This is a genomic window from Mycolicibacterium sphagni, assembly GCF_002250655.1.
Lineage (GTDB): Bacteria > Actinomycetota > Actinomycetes > Mycobacteriales > Mycobacteriaceae > Mycobacterium > Mycobacterium sphagni.
Genome location: NZ_NOZR01000003.1, coordinates 264,782 through 280,198, shown reverse-complemented (window position 1 = coordinate 280,198; position 15,417 = coordinate 264,782). Strand labels below are relative to the sequence as shown.

General features: G+C 62.1%; 17 protein-coding genes and 3 tRNA genes. 5 read left to right on the top strand and 15 right to left on the bottom strand.

What is annotated here, in order from left to right; translation table 11 throughout:
* Window positions 1-93: 93 nt before the first annotated feature.
* Together CG716_RS05570 and CG716_RS05565 are read left to right on the top strand one after the other, a co-directional pair.
* On the top strand, window positions 94-1,257 hold the full coding sequence (locus tag CG716_RS05570) for an acyl-CoA dehydrogenase family protein (RefSeq protein WP_165774037.1): 1,164 nt from the start codon (window positions 94-96) through the stop codon (window positions 1,255-1,257).
* Window positions 1,254-2,075, top strand: a complete 822-nt coding sequence (locus CG716_RS05565; RefSeq protein WP_094477231.1) for a mycofactocin-coupled SDR family oxidoreductase — start codon at window positions 1,254-1,256, stop codon at window positions 2,073-2,075. Before CG716_RS05570 ends, CG716_RS05565 begins: the two co-directional genes overlap by 4 nt.
* Here CG716_RS05565 and CG716_RS05560 read toward each other — a convergent pair.
* The 9 genes from CG716_RS05560 to CG716_RS05520 all read right to left on the bottom strand — a co-directional run bounded on the left by CG716_RS05560 (window position 2,029) and on the right by CG716_RS05520 (window position 8,221).
* Entirely contained in the window at window positions 2,029-2,973 is a 945-nt protein-coding gene (locus CG716_RS05560) for an alpha/beta hydrolase (protein ID WP_094477229.1), read from the bottom strand. The two genes, CG716_RS05565 and CG716_RS05560, sit on opposite strands and share 47 nt — an antisense overlap.
* A complete protein-coding gene (locus tag CG716_RS05555; protein WP_094477227.1) occupies window positions 2,970-4,322 on the bottom strand; it encodes a flavin-containing monooxygenase in 1,353 nt (450 codons plus the stop codon). Before CG716_RS05555 ends, CG716_RS05560 begins: the two co-directional genes overlap by 4 nt.
* A gap of 8 nt (window positions 4,323-4,330) precedes the next feature.
* Window positions 4,331-5,404, bottom strand: coding sequence for a phosphotransferase family protein (locus tag CG716_RS05550; RefSeq protein WP_094477225.1), 1,074 nt, complete (start codon window positions 5,402-5,404; stop codon window positions 4,331-4,333).
* Window positions 5,401-6,228: an SDR family NAD(P)-dependent oxidoreductase gene (locus CG716_RS05545; RefSeq protein ID WP_094477223.1), complete on the bottom strand. Its 828-nt coding sequence runs from the start codon at window positions 6,226-6,228 to the stop codon at window positions 5,401-5,403. Before CG716_RS05545 ends, CG716_RS05550 begins: the two co-directional genes overlap by 4 nt.
* Complete coding sequence (locus CG716_RS05540; protein ID WP_094477221.1) at window positions 6,225-6,995, bottom strand: SDR family NAD(P)-dependent oxidoreductase; 771 nt, start codon at window positions 6,993-6,995, stop codon at window positions 6,225-6,227. The genes CG716_RS05545 and CG716_RS05540 overlap by 4 nt, the downstream gene beginning before the upstream one ends.
* 277 nt (window positions 6,996-7,272) lie before the next feature.
* Window positions 7,273-7,431 (bottom strand): hypothetical protein, encoded by a 159-nt coding sequence (locus tag CG716_RS30095; protein WP_165774031.1) that lies wholly within the window; start codon window positions 7,429-7,431, stop codon window positions 7,273-7,275.
* 472 nt (window positions 7,432-7,903) lie between these two features.
* Window positions 7,904-7,980 (bottom strand) — tRNA-Phe (locus tag CG716_RS05530).
* A gap of 44 nt (window positions 7,981-8,024) precedes the next feature.
* Window positions 8,025-8,101 (bottom strand) — tRNA-Asp (locus CG716_RS05525).
* Window positions 8,102-8,148: 47 nt separating this feature from the next.
* Window positions 8,149-8,221 (bottom strand) — tRNA-Glu (locus CG716_RS05520).
* A gap of 541 nt (window positions 8,222-8,762) precedes the next feature.
* Here CG716_RS05520 and CG716_RS05515 point away from each other — a divergent pair.
* From CG716_RS05515 to CG716_RS05505, 3 genes are all read left to right on the top strand, one after another.
* Window positions 8,763-9,083: a hypothetical protein gene (locus tag CG716_RS05515; protein WP_094477217.1), complete on the top strand. Its 321-nt coding sequence runs from the start codon at window positions 8,763-8,765 to the stop codon at window positions 9,081-9,083.
* Window positions 9,084-9,155: 72 nt separating this feature from the next.
* Window positions 9,156-9,596, top strand: coding sequence for a histone-like nucleoid-structuring protein Lsr2 (locus CG716_RS05510; RefSeq protein ID WP_094477215.1), 441 nt, complete (start codon window positions 9,156-9,158; stop codon window positions 9,594-9,596).
* Between the two features lie 89 nt (window positions 9,597-9,685).
* The gene (locus tag CG716_RS05505; RefSeq protein ID WP_094477213.1) at window positions 9,686-10,426 is read left to right on the top strand and encodes a DNA polymerase beta superfamily protein; all 741 of its coding nucleotides are present in this window, start codon (window positions 9,686-9,688) and stop codon (window positions 10,424-10,426) included.
* Between the two features lie 597 nt (window positions 10,427-11,023).
* Here CG716_RS05505 and CG716_RS05490 read toward each other — a convergent pair.
* The 6 genes from CG716_RS05490 to CG716_RS05465 are packed head-to-tail and all read right to left on the bottom strand — an operon-like array spanning window position 11,024 to window position 15,305.
* Window positions 11,024-11,461 carry a hypothetical protein gene (locus CG716_RS05490; RefSeq protein WP_094477385.1) on the bottom strand — a complete coding sequence of 146 codons (438 nt, stop codon included), beginning with the start codon at window positions 11,459-11,461 and terminating at the stop codon, window positions 11,024-11,026.
* A gap of 5 nt (window positions 11,462-11,466) precedes the next feature.
* Window positions 11,467-11,718 (bottom strand): hypothetical protein, encoded by a 252-nt coding sequence (locus CG716_RS05485; protein WP_094477207.1) that lies wholly within the window; start codon window positions 11,716-11,718, stop codon window positions 11,467-11,469.
* Window positions 11,719-12,141, bottom strand: a complete 423-nt coding sequence (locus tag CG716_RS05480) for a hypothetical protein (protein ID WP_094477205.1) — start codon at window positions 12,139-12,141, stop codon at window positions 11,719-11,721.
* Window positions 12,142-13,176 (bottom strand): cutinase family protein, encoded by a 1,035-nt coding sequence (locus CG716_RS05475; protein WP_094477203.1) that lies wholly within the window; start codon window positions 13,174-13,176, stop codon window positions 12,142-12,144. It lies immediately after the preceding gene.
* Window positions 13,176-14,363: a peptidoglycan recognition protein family protein gene (locus tag CG716_RS05470; protein WP_094477201.1), complete on the bottom strand. Its 1,188-nt coding sequence runs from the start codon at window positions 14,361-14,363 to the stop codon at window positions 13,176-13,178. The genes CG716_RS05475 and CG716_RS05470 overlap by 1 nt, the downstream gene beginning before the upstream one ends.
* A complete protein-coding gene (locus tag CG716_RS05465; RefSeq protein ID WP_094477199.1) occupies window positions 14,364-15,305 on the bottom strand; it encodes an LtfC-like domain-containing protein in 942 nt (313 codons plus the stop codon).
* Window positions 15,306-15,417: the final 112 nt, after the last annotated feature.

The window sequence follows — 15,417 nt, the reverse complement described above, 5'->3', positions numbered from 1 at the left end:
TTCCTCGACGGACCCCCGAATCGGCAACATCATATTTCATATATGATCCCCAGAGCCAGCGCCCCCGACCCAAGGAGCCTGATGACCGGCTCGATGTCCGACGTCAGCGACGACGACTTCCGCGAGATCCTCGCGCAGACACGCCACTTCGTGCGCACTGCCGTGGTGCCGCGCGAGGCGGAGATCCTCGCCGAGGACAACGTGCCTGACGACCTGCGCGACCACGCCAAGAAAATGGGTCTCTTCGGCTACGCCATCCCGCAGGAGTGGGGCGGGCTCGGACTGAACATCGCCCAGGACGTCGAACTTGCGATGGAGCTGGGCTATACGAGTCTGGCGCTGCGGTCGATGTTCGGTACCAACAACGGCATCGCCGGGCAGGTGCTAGTCGGATTCGGCACCGACGAGCAGAAGGCACGCTGGCTCGAGCCGATCGCCTCCGGCGAGGTTGTCGCGTCGTTCGCGCTGACCGAGCCGGGCGCCGGCTCCAACCCGTCCGGATTGAAGACGAAAGCCGTTCGCGACGGTGACAGTTGGGTGATCAACGGCCGCAAGCAGTACATCACCAATGCTCCGGTGGCCAACCTGTTCATCGTGTTCGCCCGCACCAGGCCCGCCGACGCCAACGGCGCGGGCATCGCGGTGTTCCTGGTGCCCGCGGACACTGAAGGCGTCGAGATCGGCGTCAAGGACGCCAAGATGGGTCAGGAAGGCGCCTGGACCTCCGATGTGAACTTCACCGACGTCCGGGTCGGCGACGACACCTTGATCGGTGGCAGCGAGGACATCGGGTATCGGGCGGCTATGACGTCGCTGGCCCGGGGACGCATCCACATCGCCGCGCTGGCGGTGGGCTCCGCCCAGCGCGCACTCGACGAGTCGGTCGCCTACGCCGCGACCGCGACCCAGGGCGGCACCCCGATCGGCAATTTCCAACTGGTACAGGCGATGCTGGCCGATCAGCAGACCGGGGTGATGGCCGGGCGCGCACTTGTACGCGACGCGGCCCGCAAATGGGTCGACGACGAGGACCGCAGGATCGCGCCGTCGGTGGCCAAGCTGTTCTGCACCGAGATGGCGGGCAACGTCGCCGACCTCGCGGTCCAGGTCCACGGCGGAGCGGGCTATATGCGTGGCGTCCCCGTCGAGCGGATCTATCGCGAGGTGCGACTTTTACGACTGTACGAGGGCACCAGCGAAATTCAACGACTCATCATCGGCGGCGGACTAGTGAAGGAAGCGCAGCGCAAACAATGACAGGCAAGCTCAGCGACAAGGTCGCGTTCATCACCGGGGCCGCCCGCGGTCAGGGCCGCGCTCACGCGGTGAAGATGGCTCGCGAAGGGGCCGACATCATCGCTGTGGACATCGCGGGCAAGCTGCCGGAGTGCGTTCCGTACAACCCGGCTTCGCCGGAGGACCTGGCCGAGACCGTGCGTCTGGTCGAGGCTACGGGGCAACGCATGGTGTCGGCCGTCGTCGACATCCGCGATCTCGAGGGCCTCAAGGACGTTGTTCGAGACGGCGTGGCCAAGCTGGGCCGGCTGGACATCATCGTCGCCAACGCGGGTATCACCTCACCGTCTGCGTGGGACGAGATCACCCCGCAGGCTTTCCAGGATGTCATGGACGTCAACGTGACTGGGACCTGGAACACCGTGATGGCGGGGGCACCGGCGATCATTGACGGAGGACGAGGCGGGTCGATCGTCCTGATCAGCTCGGCGGCCGGTATCAAGCTGCAGCCGTTCATGGTGCACTACACCGCGAGCAAGCACGCGGTGACCGGCATGGCGCGGGCGTTCGCCGCTGAACTCGGCAAGCACAGCATCAGGGTCAACAGCGTGCATCCCGGCCCGGTCAACACCGATATGGGTACCGGGGACATGGTGGCCGCGCTGGGCAAAGCGATGGAGACCAACCCGGCTCTCAACAATATGATGCTGCCGTTCCTGCCGGTCTACATCGCCGAGCCGGAGGACATCGCCGACACGGTGTGTTTTCTGGCCAGCGATGATGCGAAATTGATTACCGCTGAGGCAATTTCAGTCGATCAGGGCTCGACGAAGTATTGAGCAGCGCCCGGCGCAAGAACGCCACCTGGTCATCGGCAGCCTTGTCGAACCAGTCGTGGCCCGGCCAGACGTCGAAATGGTCGCAGGGATAGTGGTGCACCTCTCCCCTGCCGAGGATCGCGGTCTTGACCACCGATTCGGCAGGGACGTAGCGGTCGAAGTCCGCGATCTGGACCAGCAGCGGGCACCGTAATCGCTTGGCGGCGTCCGCCGTACGGATCGAGGCGATCTGCAGGCCCACCGCAGAATCGACCTCGTTGCGCCAGGTGGGCCCGGCCATCGCGGTGTAGCTCTCGTAGGCACCGTCAAGGGCCAGCGCCCCGGGCTCACCGGGATGGGCGACCAGGGGCATCAGCGTCGGCCGGCGGCCGCGGGCCACATCGATGCGGCTCTTGACACCTACCACTGTCCATTTCAAAGCTTGTGCGACGTCGCGATGTTCGACCGCTGCCCGGCTGACCGCCACCCCACTGGTCAGCGGCGTCATCGCGATGACGCCGGCGACGTCGGTACGGTCGGCGGCCACCCGAAACACGTGCCCCCCTGACATCGACGAACCCCACAGTACGATCCGGTTCGGGTCGACCCCCGGCAGTCGTTGGGCCGCGGCGATCGCCGCCTCGAAGTCACCGATCTGCGCCGCGACCGAAACCGTCTGCCGCGGTGTGCCTTCCGAGGCCCCGAAACCGCGGTAATCGAAGGCCAGCACGTCGACGCCGTCAGCGCTGATCCGCTCGGCGAACGGCTCGAGACCGGAGTCCTTGGTTCCCCCGAAGCCGTGTCCCATCACCACCACCGGGCGCCCGGACGGGCTCGCGACGGCGTCACCCTCGCCGGGGAAATGCCAAGCGCTGCAGTGCACGCCGCTGGAGTCGAAGGTGATGTCGGTGCGGCTCATACGGCAACCCCTTGCGCGCGACGGCGACGCAATTCAGCCCGGCGCACGCCCGCCGGCAGTTCGCGGGTGCGGATGTCGTGATCGTAATGGAAGTAGTCGACCTGCTGGGTGTGCCGGGGGCGGTCGGTGCAGTGCCCCACGTAGAGCTTCTGGTCGGCATCGATGACCCGTTCCATCTCCGCGGTTGGCGGCAGGGCATAGCGCCCGACCGCGTAGGCCGCCAGCAGCTTCGCCTGGCATTCGATGAACGGGAACAGTGTGGGCACCGCCTGGGCGAAACCGATGAACACCAGATTGTCCATGCCCGGCTTGAACATTCGCTTGTAGAGCCGGATGGCATTGTCCGGCGCGCTGACGAAATCAGGATCGAAGAACGGGAAGGTGATGTTGTAGCCGGTGGCGTAGACGATGACGTCGAAAACAGCGCTGGTGCCGTCTTCGAAATAAACGGTGTCCCCGTCGAAGCGGTTGACGTTCGGTTTGGGGATCACGTCACCGGAGCCCAACCGCAACGGCAGCTCGACGGACTGGGTCGGGTGCGCTTCGAAGAGTTTGTGGTTCGGGGCAGGCAGGCCGTACAGCTGGGGATCGATGCCCATGGCGGGCGCCACCAGTTGAATCGCTTTGCGCTGCCAGGCCAACGGAATGTAGGGCGATGTACGCCAGATGGTGTCACCGGGGCGGCCGGCGATGTACTTCGGCACGATCCAGGCACTCGAACGCGTGGACAGAGTCACGGTGTTCTGCAACGTCTTGGAGGACAGCTCCACGGTGATATCGGCGGCGCTGTTGCCGATGCCGACCACGAGAATCCGCTTGCCGGTCAGGTTCAGCGGGGTCTGCGGATCGATGTAGTGGTGGGAATGAATTGTCTCGCCAGTGAATTCACCAGGGAAATCCGGGTAGCGGGCGTCCCAGTGGTGGCCGTTGCCGACGACCAACAGGTCGAATTCGCGCGTCGTCCCGCGGCTGTCCGTGATGTCCCAGTGGCCGTCGCCGTTGCGGACCGCGCGCCGGACACCGTTGTTGAACTCGATGTTCTCCAGCAGGCCGAAGGTCTCGGCATAGCAATCCAGGTAATCCTTGATATCGCTGTGGTGCGGGAACGACGGGAAATGCTCGGGGATGGGAAAGTCCTTGAACGACAACCGTTCTTTGGAGGTGTCGATGTGCAGCGACCGATAGGCACTACTCAGCCCGTTGGGGTTGGCGAAAGCCCAGTTGCCGCCGACACGGTCGGACAACTCGAAGGTGGTGTAGGGCACGCGATAGTCCTTGAGCATCTTGCCCGCCGTCAACCCGGAGACGCCTGCGCCAATGATGGCGGTGCGCGGCATGGTTACGCCCACGTGTGCTCCTAGCTCGTGATCAGTTCGAGTGTGCCCAGATCGCGGATAGCCGCGCAGCCCCGGCGCAGCATCGCCGCCATCATGTCGTCGCCACGTTCGGTTTCCACCGCGAACGCGCAGCCCAGCGCCGAGATCAGGGGAACCTGGATCATGCCCAGCAGGTAGTCCTGCCAACAGCTCGCCTCGTCGTAGCCGCTGACGCCGGTATCGAGCAGGGCACGGTGATAGTCGGCGACCAGATCCTTCTCGGCCTCGGCCCTCAAGTCTGGTTCCAGGCTGGTTCCCATGAAATACGCCAGGTCTCGCCCGGCCAGCCCGACGCCCAGTGTCTGCCAGTCGACCACGCTGACCCGTTCGCCGTCGAAGAGCAGGTTGTCCAGCCGGTAGTCACCGTGCAACAGGGCGAACCGATCGGGCGCGCCCTGTAGCCAGGGCGTCACCAGATCCATTGCCGCGAGCAGTGTTTCGGAGTCCTGTGGGCTCAGCCTGGCCCCGAGCTTCTCGATGGTGATACCGGCGGCCATCTTCGAGATGTCACCGAGGCCGCGAATGGCGTCCTCACCCACGACCGACATCGCCAGCCCGGGGAAGGTCTGCCAGTTCGGATCACACCACGTCGGCCCGTGCAGACCCGCCAGGGCACGCACCGCAAGTCGCGCCTGCGTCAGGCCGCATCCGGCGATCTGATCGCCCTGCACGGCCGGGGCCTGATCAGCCAGCAATAGCGCGTAATTCGCGCCCTCGTCAGCGATCTCGACGTGGTAGCACTGCGGGACCGGGATCGTCACCCGCTCGGCGACGGACTGATAGAACGCGCACTCGCTGCGGTAGCCGAGTGTCACCCGGTCGCGGACGGCGTCGTCGCCCGCGGGCAGTTTCAGGACAAAGCTGGCGGGCAGATCGCCGGGATTGGTGGCGTAGGTGGCCGCGATGCGGTAGGTGGCGCCGGTCTGACCGGTGCCCACCGGTGTCACATCGACGGTTTCGATTTCGACGGGCGTGCCGGGCCGGCTGAGAACACCTGCCAACCAGCTGCCGGAGACATCAGAGGGGTAGCGGGGGATCGCGGTCGGCGCGCTCATGGTGTCGGCTGCCTTCTATCGGCGGTGCGTTGTCGGTCGACGAAGCGCACGGCCATCCGGTTGAGCAAGCCAGGTGCCAGGCGCGCGAAAAGCCATGCCGCGTGCGCCTGACGGGGTGCGACCAGAAGGGCCTTGTTGCGTTCGATTGCCCGGAGCGTATCGGCGGCCAGCCGATCGGGGCTATAGAACGTCGCATTGCGCTGGCCCATTTGATAGAACTCGCGGCCGTTGAAGTCGCCGAGCCAGCCCTTGTCCAGAATCGGGGTGTCGACAGCGGTGGGGCAGATGGCCATCACGCCGACTCCGTGGCCGGCCGCCTCGGTGCGCAGCGCGAGCGTCAGTCCCACCACAGCGTGCTTGGTCATCACGTAGCTGGTGATGCGGCCCGCTGCCGCCAGGCCTGCCATCGACGAGGTGTTGACGATGTGGCCACTCTTTTGGCGAATCATGTGGGGGTAGGTGGCATGCACCCCGTGCACGACGCCACGGATGTTCACATCGATGATGGCGTTCCACTGATCCAGGGTGAGCAGTTCGGTGTCGCCGCCCCAGGTGATACCGGCGTTGTTGAACAGCAAGTCGATACGGCCGGTGCGCGCGACGACGTCGTCGACCGCACGCTGGACGGCGGCCGCGTCGGTGACGTCGAGGGCGAGGGCCGTCCCTGGTTTGGTCAGCGATGCGGCGGTGCGCTCAGCGGCCTCGCCGTCGATATCGGTGCACAGCACGTCGGCGCCGGCATTGGCCAGTGCTCGGCACAGTGCGGCGCCGATTCCCGAGCCGGCCCCGGTGACGATCGCCTGCTTGCCGTCGAACCGCGTCACGCCGAGGCCATCCGATCGACGTGAGCGAGCACATCGGGATAGCGCTTGAGGTGGGCTCCGCCGTTGAGGTCGAGAACTTCGCCGGTGAGCCAGGATGCGTTGTCCGAGCAGAGGAACAGCACCGCCTCGGCGACGTCTTCGGGCACACCCACCCGGCCGAGCGGGGTGTTCTCGATGTAGTCCTCGAGGACACCGTCGGCCAGGGTCACCAATTCGGTCAGCGGGGTGTGGACGAAACCCGGCGAGACGGCGTTGACCCGGATCCCGCGCGTGCCGAGTTCGAGGGCGCCGACCTGCGTCAGCATGGCCAGGCCGGCCTTGGCCGAGCAGTAGGCGCTCATGCCGGGCGCGGCCAGCCGGGCGTTCAACGAGGTGATCGCGACCAGCGATCCCCTGTCGCGCAGGTGCCGGCCGGCGTACTTCATCACGATGAACCCACCGGTGAGGCAGCAGTCGACGATCGCACGGAAGTCTTCGACAGGTTGTTCGGTGATGCGGCCGAAGCCGCCGAATCCCGCAGTGTTCACCACGATGTCGACCTGACCGGCCCGTTCGAACAGCGCGGCGACGCTGGCTTCGTCGGTGACGTCCACCCCGGCGGCGTCATGCGGTGCGCCGAGTTCGGCGGCCCGCTCGTGCGCCCCCTCGGCGTTTAGGTCGGCGACGGTGACCTGTCGCCCGGTGGCGGCCAGTCCCCTGGCCACCGCCCAGCCGATCCCCGAAGCACCACCGATGACAACCGCCCGTTGCGCAGCACTTCCCGACATTCGGCCTCCAGATCGCTCGCGCGGATCCACTCAAGTCGCGTCTACTGTAAGGCATACGGCAAGAGCCGCGGGAGGTCGACCGGGACCTAGGTGTCAAGGGAGACGGCGGAATGGCCAAAAGGAGGCAGCAACCGATCGAAGTGGACAGGACCGGGTTCGAACCGGCGACCTTCCGGTTTTCAGGCAACCACCACGCCACGGCCGACCACTGGGCTCGCGCAGTCGGAGATGCCGTCGCAGACTCGCCGAGCGTCGCTCGAAACCTGGGCGGCGTTACTCAGTGATGGGTGCCAGGCACCGCGTAGTTCACAACCCCCGGCGTGACGATCGGCACGGCCACCGACGTCGCCAGCGCCGTGGGTTCATCAGTGGGCTGGGTCGTCGTGGTAGCACCAAAGTTGAACGGCATCACGCTCGGCGACGAGTAGTCGGGCATCTTCGTCTCATGCCCGGAGTCTGCAGAATTGACGAAGTTCGGATTCGCTGAAGACGGATGAGTCAATCCGAAGAACCCGAGCACCGTTAGCGCGCCACCGGCGACAACGGCCCCTAGCAGACTCCTACGTGAACCCGAGCTCTTCTGGAGGTTCTGGTGACGGTCCATGTAAATCGCCGCTTTCCGGACTTGTTCGTGGCCTGACCTTGAACTGGTCCAGGTGACCGGGAGCCACTCGCTGATAGGGACAGAATAGAACCGTCGATCGACTCGCGGTCATCAAACTCCGAGTCGGCAGCGGACCCTCAGCGGCACCTAAGGTCCCGCACATCTGCTGGTGTGCGTTTGGCCGGCCGAGATGTAGTCGGGCGCTCCCAGGAGCACCTTCATACCGTGCACTACGCAATCGGCCTGACCGGTCACCTACTCGATCTCAACAGGCCCTTGAACAGCCGACACATTCCGGTCGCGCTGGTGGCCAGGGCCGGGATCGAACCGGCGACCTTCCGCTTTTCAGGCGGACGCTCGTACCAACTGAGCTACCTGGCCGGAAGGCACTGTTCAATCCATCGACAAGTGCCTCACCACAAGCATGGCGACCCTGACGGGACTCGAACCCGCGACCTCCGCCGTGACAGGGCGGCGCGCTAACCAACTGCGCCACAGGGCCTTACTTTCCTGCATGTACTGCTCGCTCCGACGTTACCGCCGTGCGCGTACCCCCAACGGGATTCGAACCCGTGCTACCGCCGTGAAAGGGCGGCGTCCTAGGCCACTAGACGATGGGGGCCAGAACCGAATCACTCCGGGGTACTCACAACGAGTGCACGTGAGAGCGTCGTTAGCTTAGGGCACGGCGGCCGCAATCCCAAAACGAGCAACCACTGCGAAGGCAGTATTGTGTGCGACGCGCCCCTATAGCTCAGTCGGTAGAGCTACGGACTTTTAAGCCGTAGTTCCAGTTGCTCCGCCGCAGCTAGAAGCCTATTTTTGCGCCAGGTGTCAACCAAAGTGTCACCTACGAACCCCGTAGTCGCAGGTTAAGGCACCTTTCCGACCGCATACCTGGTCAGCGATGTCAAGGCCTCGTTTCTAAGACTTGCGTGAGAAAGTTTCTAATATTTCTGTTTGGGTCGAAAAACGCGCATTCTCTTTAAAGACCCTCGCTAGTACCGTTCCCGGCTACCGCGACGACAACAACCCGCCAAACGTGACCTTGAGCACGGGGTTGCTAAACGAAATCAATTAACACGTCGTTCCAACGGAACACACGTTGGGCAAGTGAACAGTCTCGATAACTGGTGTAACTAAGTACGGAAGGGGATACGCGCGTGCGCGATACCGAAGATTTCATCCGCGAGCTGGAGCGAGCCGCCGAGCGCCAGCGCCAGGATTACTTGGCGCTGCTGGGCACCTTCCAAAAGCCCTTGAGCCACTTAGGTGCGTTTGAGAAATCCCGCCGCGACCATTACTCACACTATGCGCCCGCGCGGCGCGGCGCTCCGTGGGCAGACCCGTTCACCCACAACCGGCCTACGCGTCGGCGCGTTACCGCCAAACAAATCATCATCGGTAGTATCGTCCTCATCGCAGTTCTAACCATGTTAGTGCTGTTCATCGCCCAATTAGCGACTAATCCGATCCACCACTAGTTGACGGATCAGGAATAGATTGCTTACCGTGTACGCAGCCCGTACTCAGAAGCCGAAACGAAAGGGACCGAAATGGGTAAGCGAGTAACCGTCACACTGTTTGACGATCTGGAGCCTGAGGTCGAGGCCACCACGGAACGTGAGTGGACGGTCGACGGCATCGGATACCACCTGGACCTGTCCGAAAAGAACGCAAAGGCGTTCGACAAGGATCAGGCGAAGTGGACCGAAAAGGCCACCCGCGTAGGCCGGGCCACCACGACCCGCGCCAAGCGGGGCGGCAGGGCAACGCATTCCGGCGGGGAGGAAGGTCTGCCCCTCGGGGATATCCGGACCTGGGCACAGGCCAACGGGCACGACGTTGCGGATCGTGGCCGCGTCTCCGCTGAAGTTGTGCGGGCATGGAAAGCCGCCGGGTCGCCAGTCGGGGAAGCCGCCAAAAAGGCTGCGGGTGCACCCGCCAAAAAGGCTGCTGCACCCACAGCCAAGGAACCGGCAAAAGTCGAGTCCTAAACCAATCGGGGGTCGGGGGCCGCTGGTCCCGGCTGGGTGCCTTGGGAGGGGCACCCGCCGGGGCTAGCTTCATTAAGGGGGAGCTTCATATGCAGGAAATCAAGCCATACATCATCGGCGAAATCGGGTCATACGCCCACGGGCTAAACAACGCACAGTCAGACCACGACTACATAGGCGTCTACGCAGACCCGCCCGAGGTCATCATCGGCCTAAAGTCCGCTAAGGACGCCATCAGGGACCGGGATAAGCCCGAAGGGGTCAAGTCCACCGCTGGCGACAGCGAGACAACCTATTACCCGCTCCGGCAGTACGTCTATCAGGTCGTTAAGGGCAACCCAACGATGATGACGCTGCTGTTCACGCCGACGCTCACCATGCCCGACACAATCGGGTTGCAGGCCAACCGTGAGCTATTCCTGTCGCGGATCATCGCCACTACGCACGTCGGCTATGCGGAGAGCATGGCCGCGCGGATCAAGGGCGAGAAAGCGCCGCGCACCAACCGGCCTGAGCTGATCGAGGCGCACGGATTCGACACTAAGGCGTGCTTCCACGCGATCCGGCTGCTGATCCAAGGTCACGAAATGCTGACCCGGCAGACCATGACCATGCCTATGCATGACCTGGCGCGGGAGTTCCTGTTAGGTGTCCGTAACGGCGAGTACAGCCAGGCGCGCTGCCTAGAGGAAATCGAGTTCTGGCGCGACCGCATCGCAGAGGCCGGGGAGACAAGCAAGCTGCCCGAAAAGCCCGACATGGCGAAGGTCAACACCTACCTGGTGGACACTCACCGGCAGATGTGGGCATGGGATACGGTGCCCGTATGATTCGCGCACTCGTCGTCGGTGGCACTGTCGTCATCCTGTTCGCTGCTCTCAAGTGGTGGGCATTGGGCGCTGCGTGCTTCGCTGGCGTCCTCTGGGCCTATAACCGCATGGACCACGACTCCGGCGAGTATGAACGCGTCATAGAGGCGCGTAGGGCCGCATACCGGCGAGAGCAAGCCGCCACCGCCAAACGCGCCGACGACCAAAACCAAGCTTTCATAGCCGGAGACTTAGACACAGGCGTGTACGGCAAGTTTCCGCCCGCCGTTTAGACACAAAAAAACGGGCACCCGCGCTCAACCCCAGGGGAATAAGGGGGAGCGCGAGTGCCCGAGTCTATCTATGCCGCTAAGCGCGGCGTTTCCTGCATCAAATCCCTGAGTCGCAAGATGTCCTCATGCCGGTAGCCACTCCATGTCCACGTTGCGCCGTCGCCACAATCAACGACAACGACCGGGAACTGCATGTGCCCATCATCCTTAAACCTCTGAATCTGTTCATCGTCGGCAACAACCGCCACAAACGGGATGCCAGCCTTCTTAAGCGCAAGCTTAGTTACGAGGCAGCTGCTACACGGTGCCGCCGGAGAATAGAGGGTTACGTCCATAAAACAAATTCCTTTTCCAAACCGCGCTGGCGCATCCAATTGTCGCGGAACTCCAGAAACGAAATGTGCTGCTTAATGTCCGGTGCCCACCCCTTAGCGCGCGCCACCAACTCAAAGTCGTGGTGCCAATCGGCATCCGTCATCATGTACGCGAAGTAACACTCATCCCTGTACCGCAGCGCTCGCACTTGCCCGTCAAGATACGAAATACGCTTACGCATGTCATCTGATTCAGCTTTGTTGATAGCGCGCCGGGAGCGGAGCCAAGTGCCCAGCTTCCCGGCAACGCCACCCATCGACTCAAGAGTTCCAGCCAGGAAACGAACGATCATAAAGACGCCGAACGCCAACGTAGCGATAAGCGCAATCGTCGGAAAGTTCGTCGTCAGCATGACGGTCCAGTCAACCGTTTCCGCCGTTTCCCCCATCACCGTTACTCCGTAATGACCGGCGGAACCACCACCGGAGGCTTAACGTCGTCAAGGTGGTCAATGACCGCCTCAACGTTCGGCTTTGACAGGTACACCGACAAGCCGGTGAACAAGCCCACACCGCCAGCGATAGCACCCGCCACAGCCACCGGCAGACCAGCCACCGGCAGAGCCAAAAGCAGAATCAACGTCGCAGCGGAAAACGCCACCAGCGCCTTCCGAATCTCGCTCGGCTTACGACCGAAAATCCTCATTTACTCCCCCTCTTTCTTCTCATCCTTAACGGGCTCCGGCTTAGGTTCCAGCTTCACCTTTGAAGCCGGAACAACAGGAACCACCGGAGGGGTCAGCTCATTAAGTGCATCGAGCACATTCGTAAGCTTCTGCCCACCAATTTCGTCAACCGGAGCGTCAACCTTGAACGCCGCCCCAACGGGCAACCGCTCACCCGACAGAGCCGAATTAACCGCCCCCAGCGTGTGAACCCACGAATCCCGGTTAAGCTCCACAACTACCGTGAGCCGCTTCAGCTCGCCTGTGGCTAGGGCGTGCTTAGCCCACGCATAACTGCGGCGGAACGCGCGGTCAACCCTCCCCCCGCGCGCAGCCAGAATTGCAACCTCGTCACCCGTAAACTCATCACTGAGCACCGGCAAAACTTCGTCATAAACCAACACTTAGATACCCCTCAAAAATTCGATAGCTGGCCGAATGTCGTACGTGAAATGCGGCGAGTTCATCCCCGCCCCAAAGAACATCCCCGCGTCCACAACAGACTGGAACAACGGAATGACGTTTAGGACCGGCTGCCCAAGCAGCTCCGCGATCTGCGACAAAATATTGTCGTCACCCTTAAGCACGTCGTGCCACATGATGATCTTGCAAACGGCGCGCTTGTTATCGCCCCGCTGGTTACCCGGCGGCTCACAGTCCGCGTACAGATCGCCCTTATGCGCGTACTCCCGCCAATAAGACGGCGTACCCACAACACGGTCATCGAGAATGCCGCACGAAGTAGCCGGAGCGACCTCGCCAGCGCCGTCCCAATGCTGAACCGCCAGCTCGCGCATCGGATTGCCCCACGTAACGACCCGGATAACCTGACCGGCCTTGAACGCGGCATTGAACTCGCCACCCTCAGCCATGAAGTCGTACTTGAGGACCAGCGACACCACGATTGCGCCCTGTGAATACCCGGCAAAGCCAAGCTTCCGATTCGGGTTAGCAGCCAGCGCCTTACGAATCTGCACCCGCAGCGCCGCGACACCCTTCAGGATCGACGGCCACATCGGGAACGCGTCAGCCGGATAGTCACCAATCGGCTGCCAGTCCCACTTATCCAGCACCGCGCGAGCAGTGTCGGCAGGCAGGCCCGGCCCGAACGGGTCAGGCTGAGCCGTCCCATGCACCGTGAACAACAGGGGCTTGACCGCCGCGAGCGCCACCGGGGCCACACCAAGCGCGAACTGCGTTGCGAAGTCCAGAATCCCGTCAGTCCGCAGCAGACGCTTACCGTTAGCCGCCAACCCAACATTGACCCGGAATTGGTACTCCACCAGCACCGGCAACAGATCACCGGTGTAGCTGCGCGAAGGGTTAAGCCCCTTAGCGTAGGAAAACCGCGCCTTAAGCCGCGTCTGGGCTTCCTCCACCGGAACGCCAGAGTCGCCCGGCCCGTATCCGATCCACTTGCCGTCTGGACCCTTAGCCACTACGCCGCCGCCTTTTTGAACTCAGCGAATGCGTCGACCAGCGTTAGATTCTCACCCTTGGCGTTCTGCCCGAGCTGAGGCCACGGCCCCAACTGCGCCGCGATGTATTCCAATAGCTCCCGGTCGGTGTAATCCTTAGGGAACCGCTTAACCGGCGCAGTTGGCGTCGTCGGCGTGGTAGGCGTCGTAGTCGCCGTGCCAGCCCAGAAAGCCACTCGCTGCTCAAAGTAATCCCACGGGAAGTTATCGCCCACGTCCGTGTGCGTGCCGATCTTCAACCACTGAGTCACATACCGGTGATCCGAAATACCCGGCGGATTAGAGCTGTACGGAGGCTTGAGCACCCGCGCCGTAAAGCCATACTTCTTAGCATCCTGCACAGCCAGATAAGCAGCCACGTCGATAACACGACTCCGCGACAACCACACATCCCGCGAATCAGAAGCCCGCGCGCCCGCAAAACAGAAATTGATAGAGCGCGGATTAGCGTCAAGCACCGACCAACTCGCGTCGTCGGTATCCACGCAATCAACGACCGTGACGCCGTTATCCGCCGCCTGACTACCGGTGTAGTGGTAAGAAACCTGACTAGCCGGATTCGCTAGATACTTAGCCAAATCCTCAGCGGCACTATCGCCACCACCCCCCTCTTGCGTGTGCAAAAGGAAAAGGTCAACCTTAGTGCCGTTGCGACCTGAGCAATTCGGCGACCACAAAGCAAATTCATTAAAATCTGGCCGATTATCAGCCACAGCCACCCCCGCATATTTCTTATAGTCCGCAACCGCAGCGTCCCGCTTAGAGCGAATCTCAGTCAGATAAGCCTGCCGACCATTAGCGAAAGCCAAATCGGCAGTCCGCTCCCCCGGACGCTGCTGCAACCAAAAAATGTTCTTCCAGATATCCGACGACGCACCAGCGCTCTTACGTTTAACGTCCAAGCGATCAAGGAATGCGCGAATGTTCTCGTTAGGGTCATCCCGACCCGGATAACTAGCATCCTGCTGATAGATGCCCCGCCACGCGCCGTTAACAGCCTTAGGCCGAAGCCCTGACTCCTGACGGCCCGTGGAATCGGCAGCAATAGATTCCTCCGGCTGATACCCCCGGCGAATCGTCTCCTTAATGATCGCTTCGGCTACATCATCGGGACTGGAATTAACCGTCAAATGCCCCAAAAGAGCCAACTAAACCCCGTCCCTTGCTTCCCACTCACTGGGCTCCACGCCCGGAGTAAGAACGCTGGTATTCCACGAAAGACCCGTGTACCGGAAACCCTCACCATGAGGAACAATGTTTGACTCATCCACCCACGAAATGAGCGGCGTCAAATTCGTCCCCTTATACAAGGCGATCTGCTTTCCTGGGTGGAAATACTTAAGCGTGTAATACTCGCCATTACCCACCGTGTTATTGACGGAAGACCCCTGGTGATGCCACGAAAGCGGGCCAGCACCAGTAATCACACGAACCCTGTTATTGATAGGGCCAGTATCAAACTGAATGCCCACATAACTATTCAACGCGTAATCGCCACAAACCAGAACGTTCATCTTCCCAGCGCCGAGACTCCAAACCCGAAACACAACAGTGATCGAATCCATATTCATCTCGTACAACCAACGCGCACTGGCAGCCGAATTAAACGTATAATTTGGGCCGAGCGTATTGGGCCTACCCAACACACCCCAGTTGTGAATAGCTAGCCCACTGCCACCCATCGACTTCCACTTAGGGCCGACAGAAGCTTGCTGGAAGTTCGCCGTATATTGCTTAGCGGCATCCTCAGGGCTGACAACCGTCGTCTTGAGCGGATACCGGGGCTCAGCCCGCACAACAGTTCCATAAGCCTTCACGCTCTCGGCCTCATTAGGCCGCTGCACAAACAGGCGAAAGTTCGCCCCATGCGGAATGTCATTGACATCCTCAGGGTCCTCGCTAAACGAAATACCCGTAGCGGTGACATCGCCATCAAAAGCAGCCAGTTCCGCGCCCGCATCATCCTCGATAACTAGCCAAGCCACCGTGCCCGGCGGATAAATACCGCGCAGCCGCGTGGCTGGAATATCAAGCCTGCTACCCACACTCAAAGCGAGGGTCATCATCGTTGGTGCAACACTTAGCGACATACCGCCGCCTTAACGGCCCGCGTCAGGCGCTCGATGCGGTATTCCAGCGCCGCCAGCCCGACATAGAGCGAGTGCTTAACGTTCGGATGCCCATCGCCCCATCCGGCAGGCG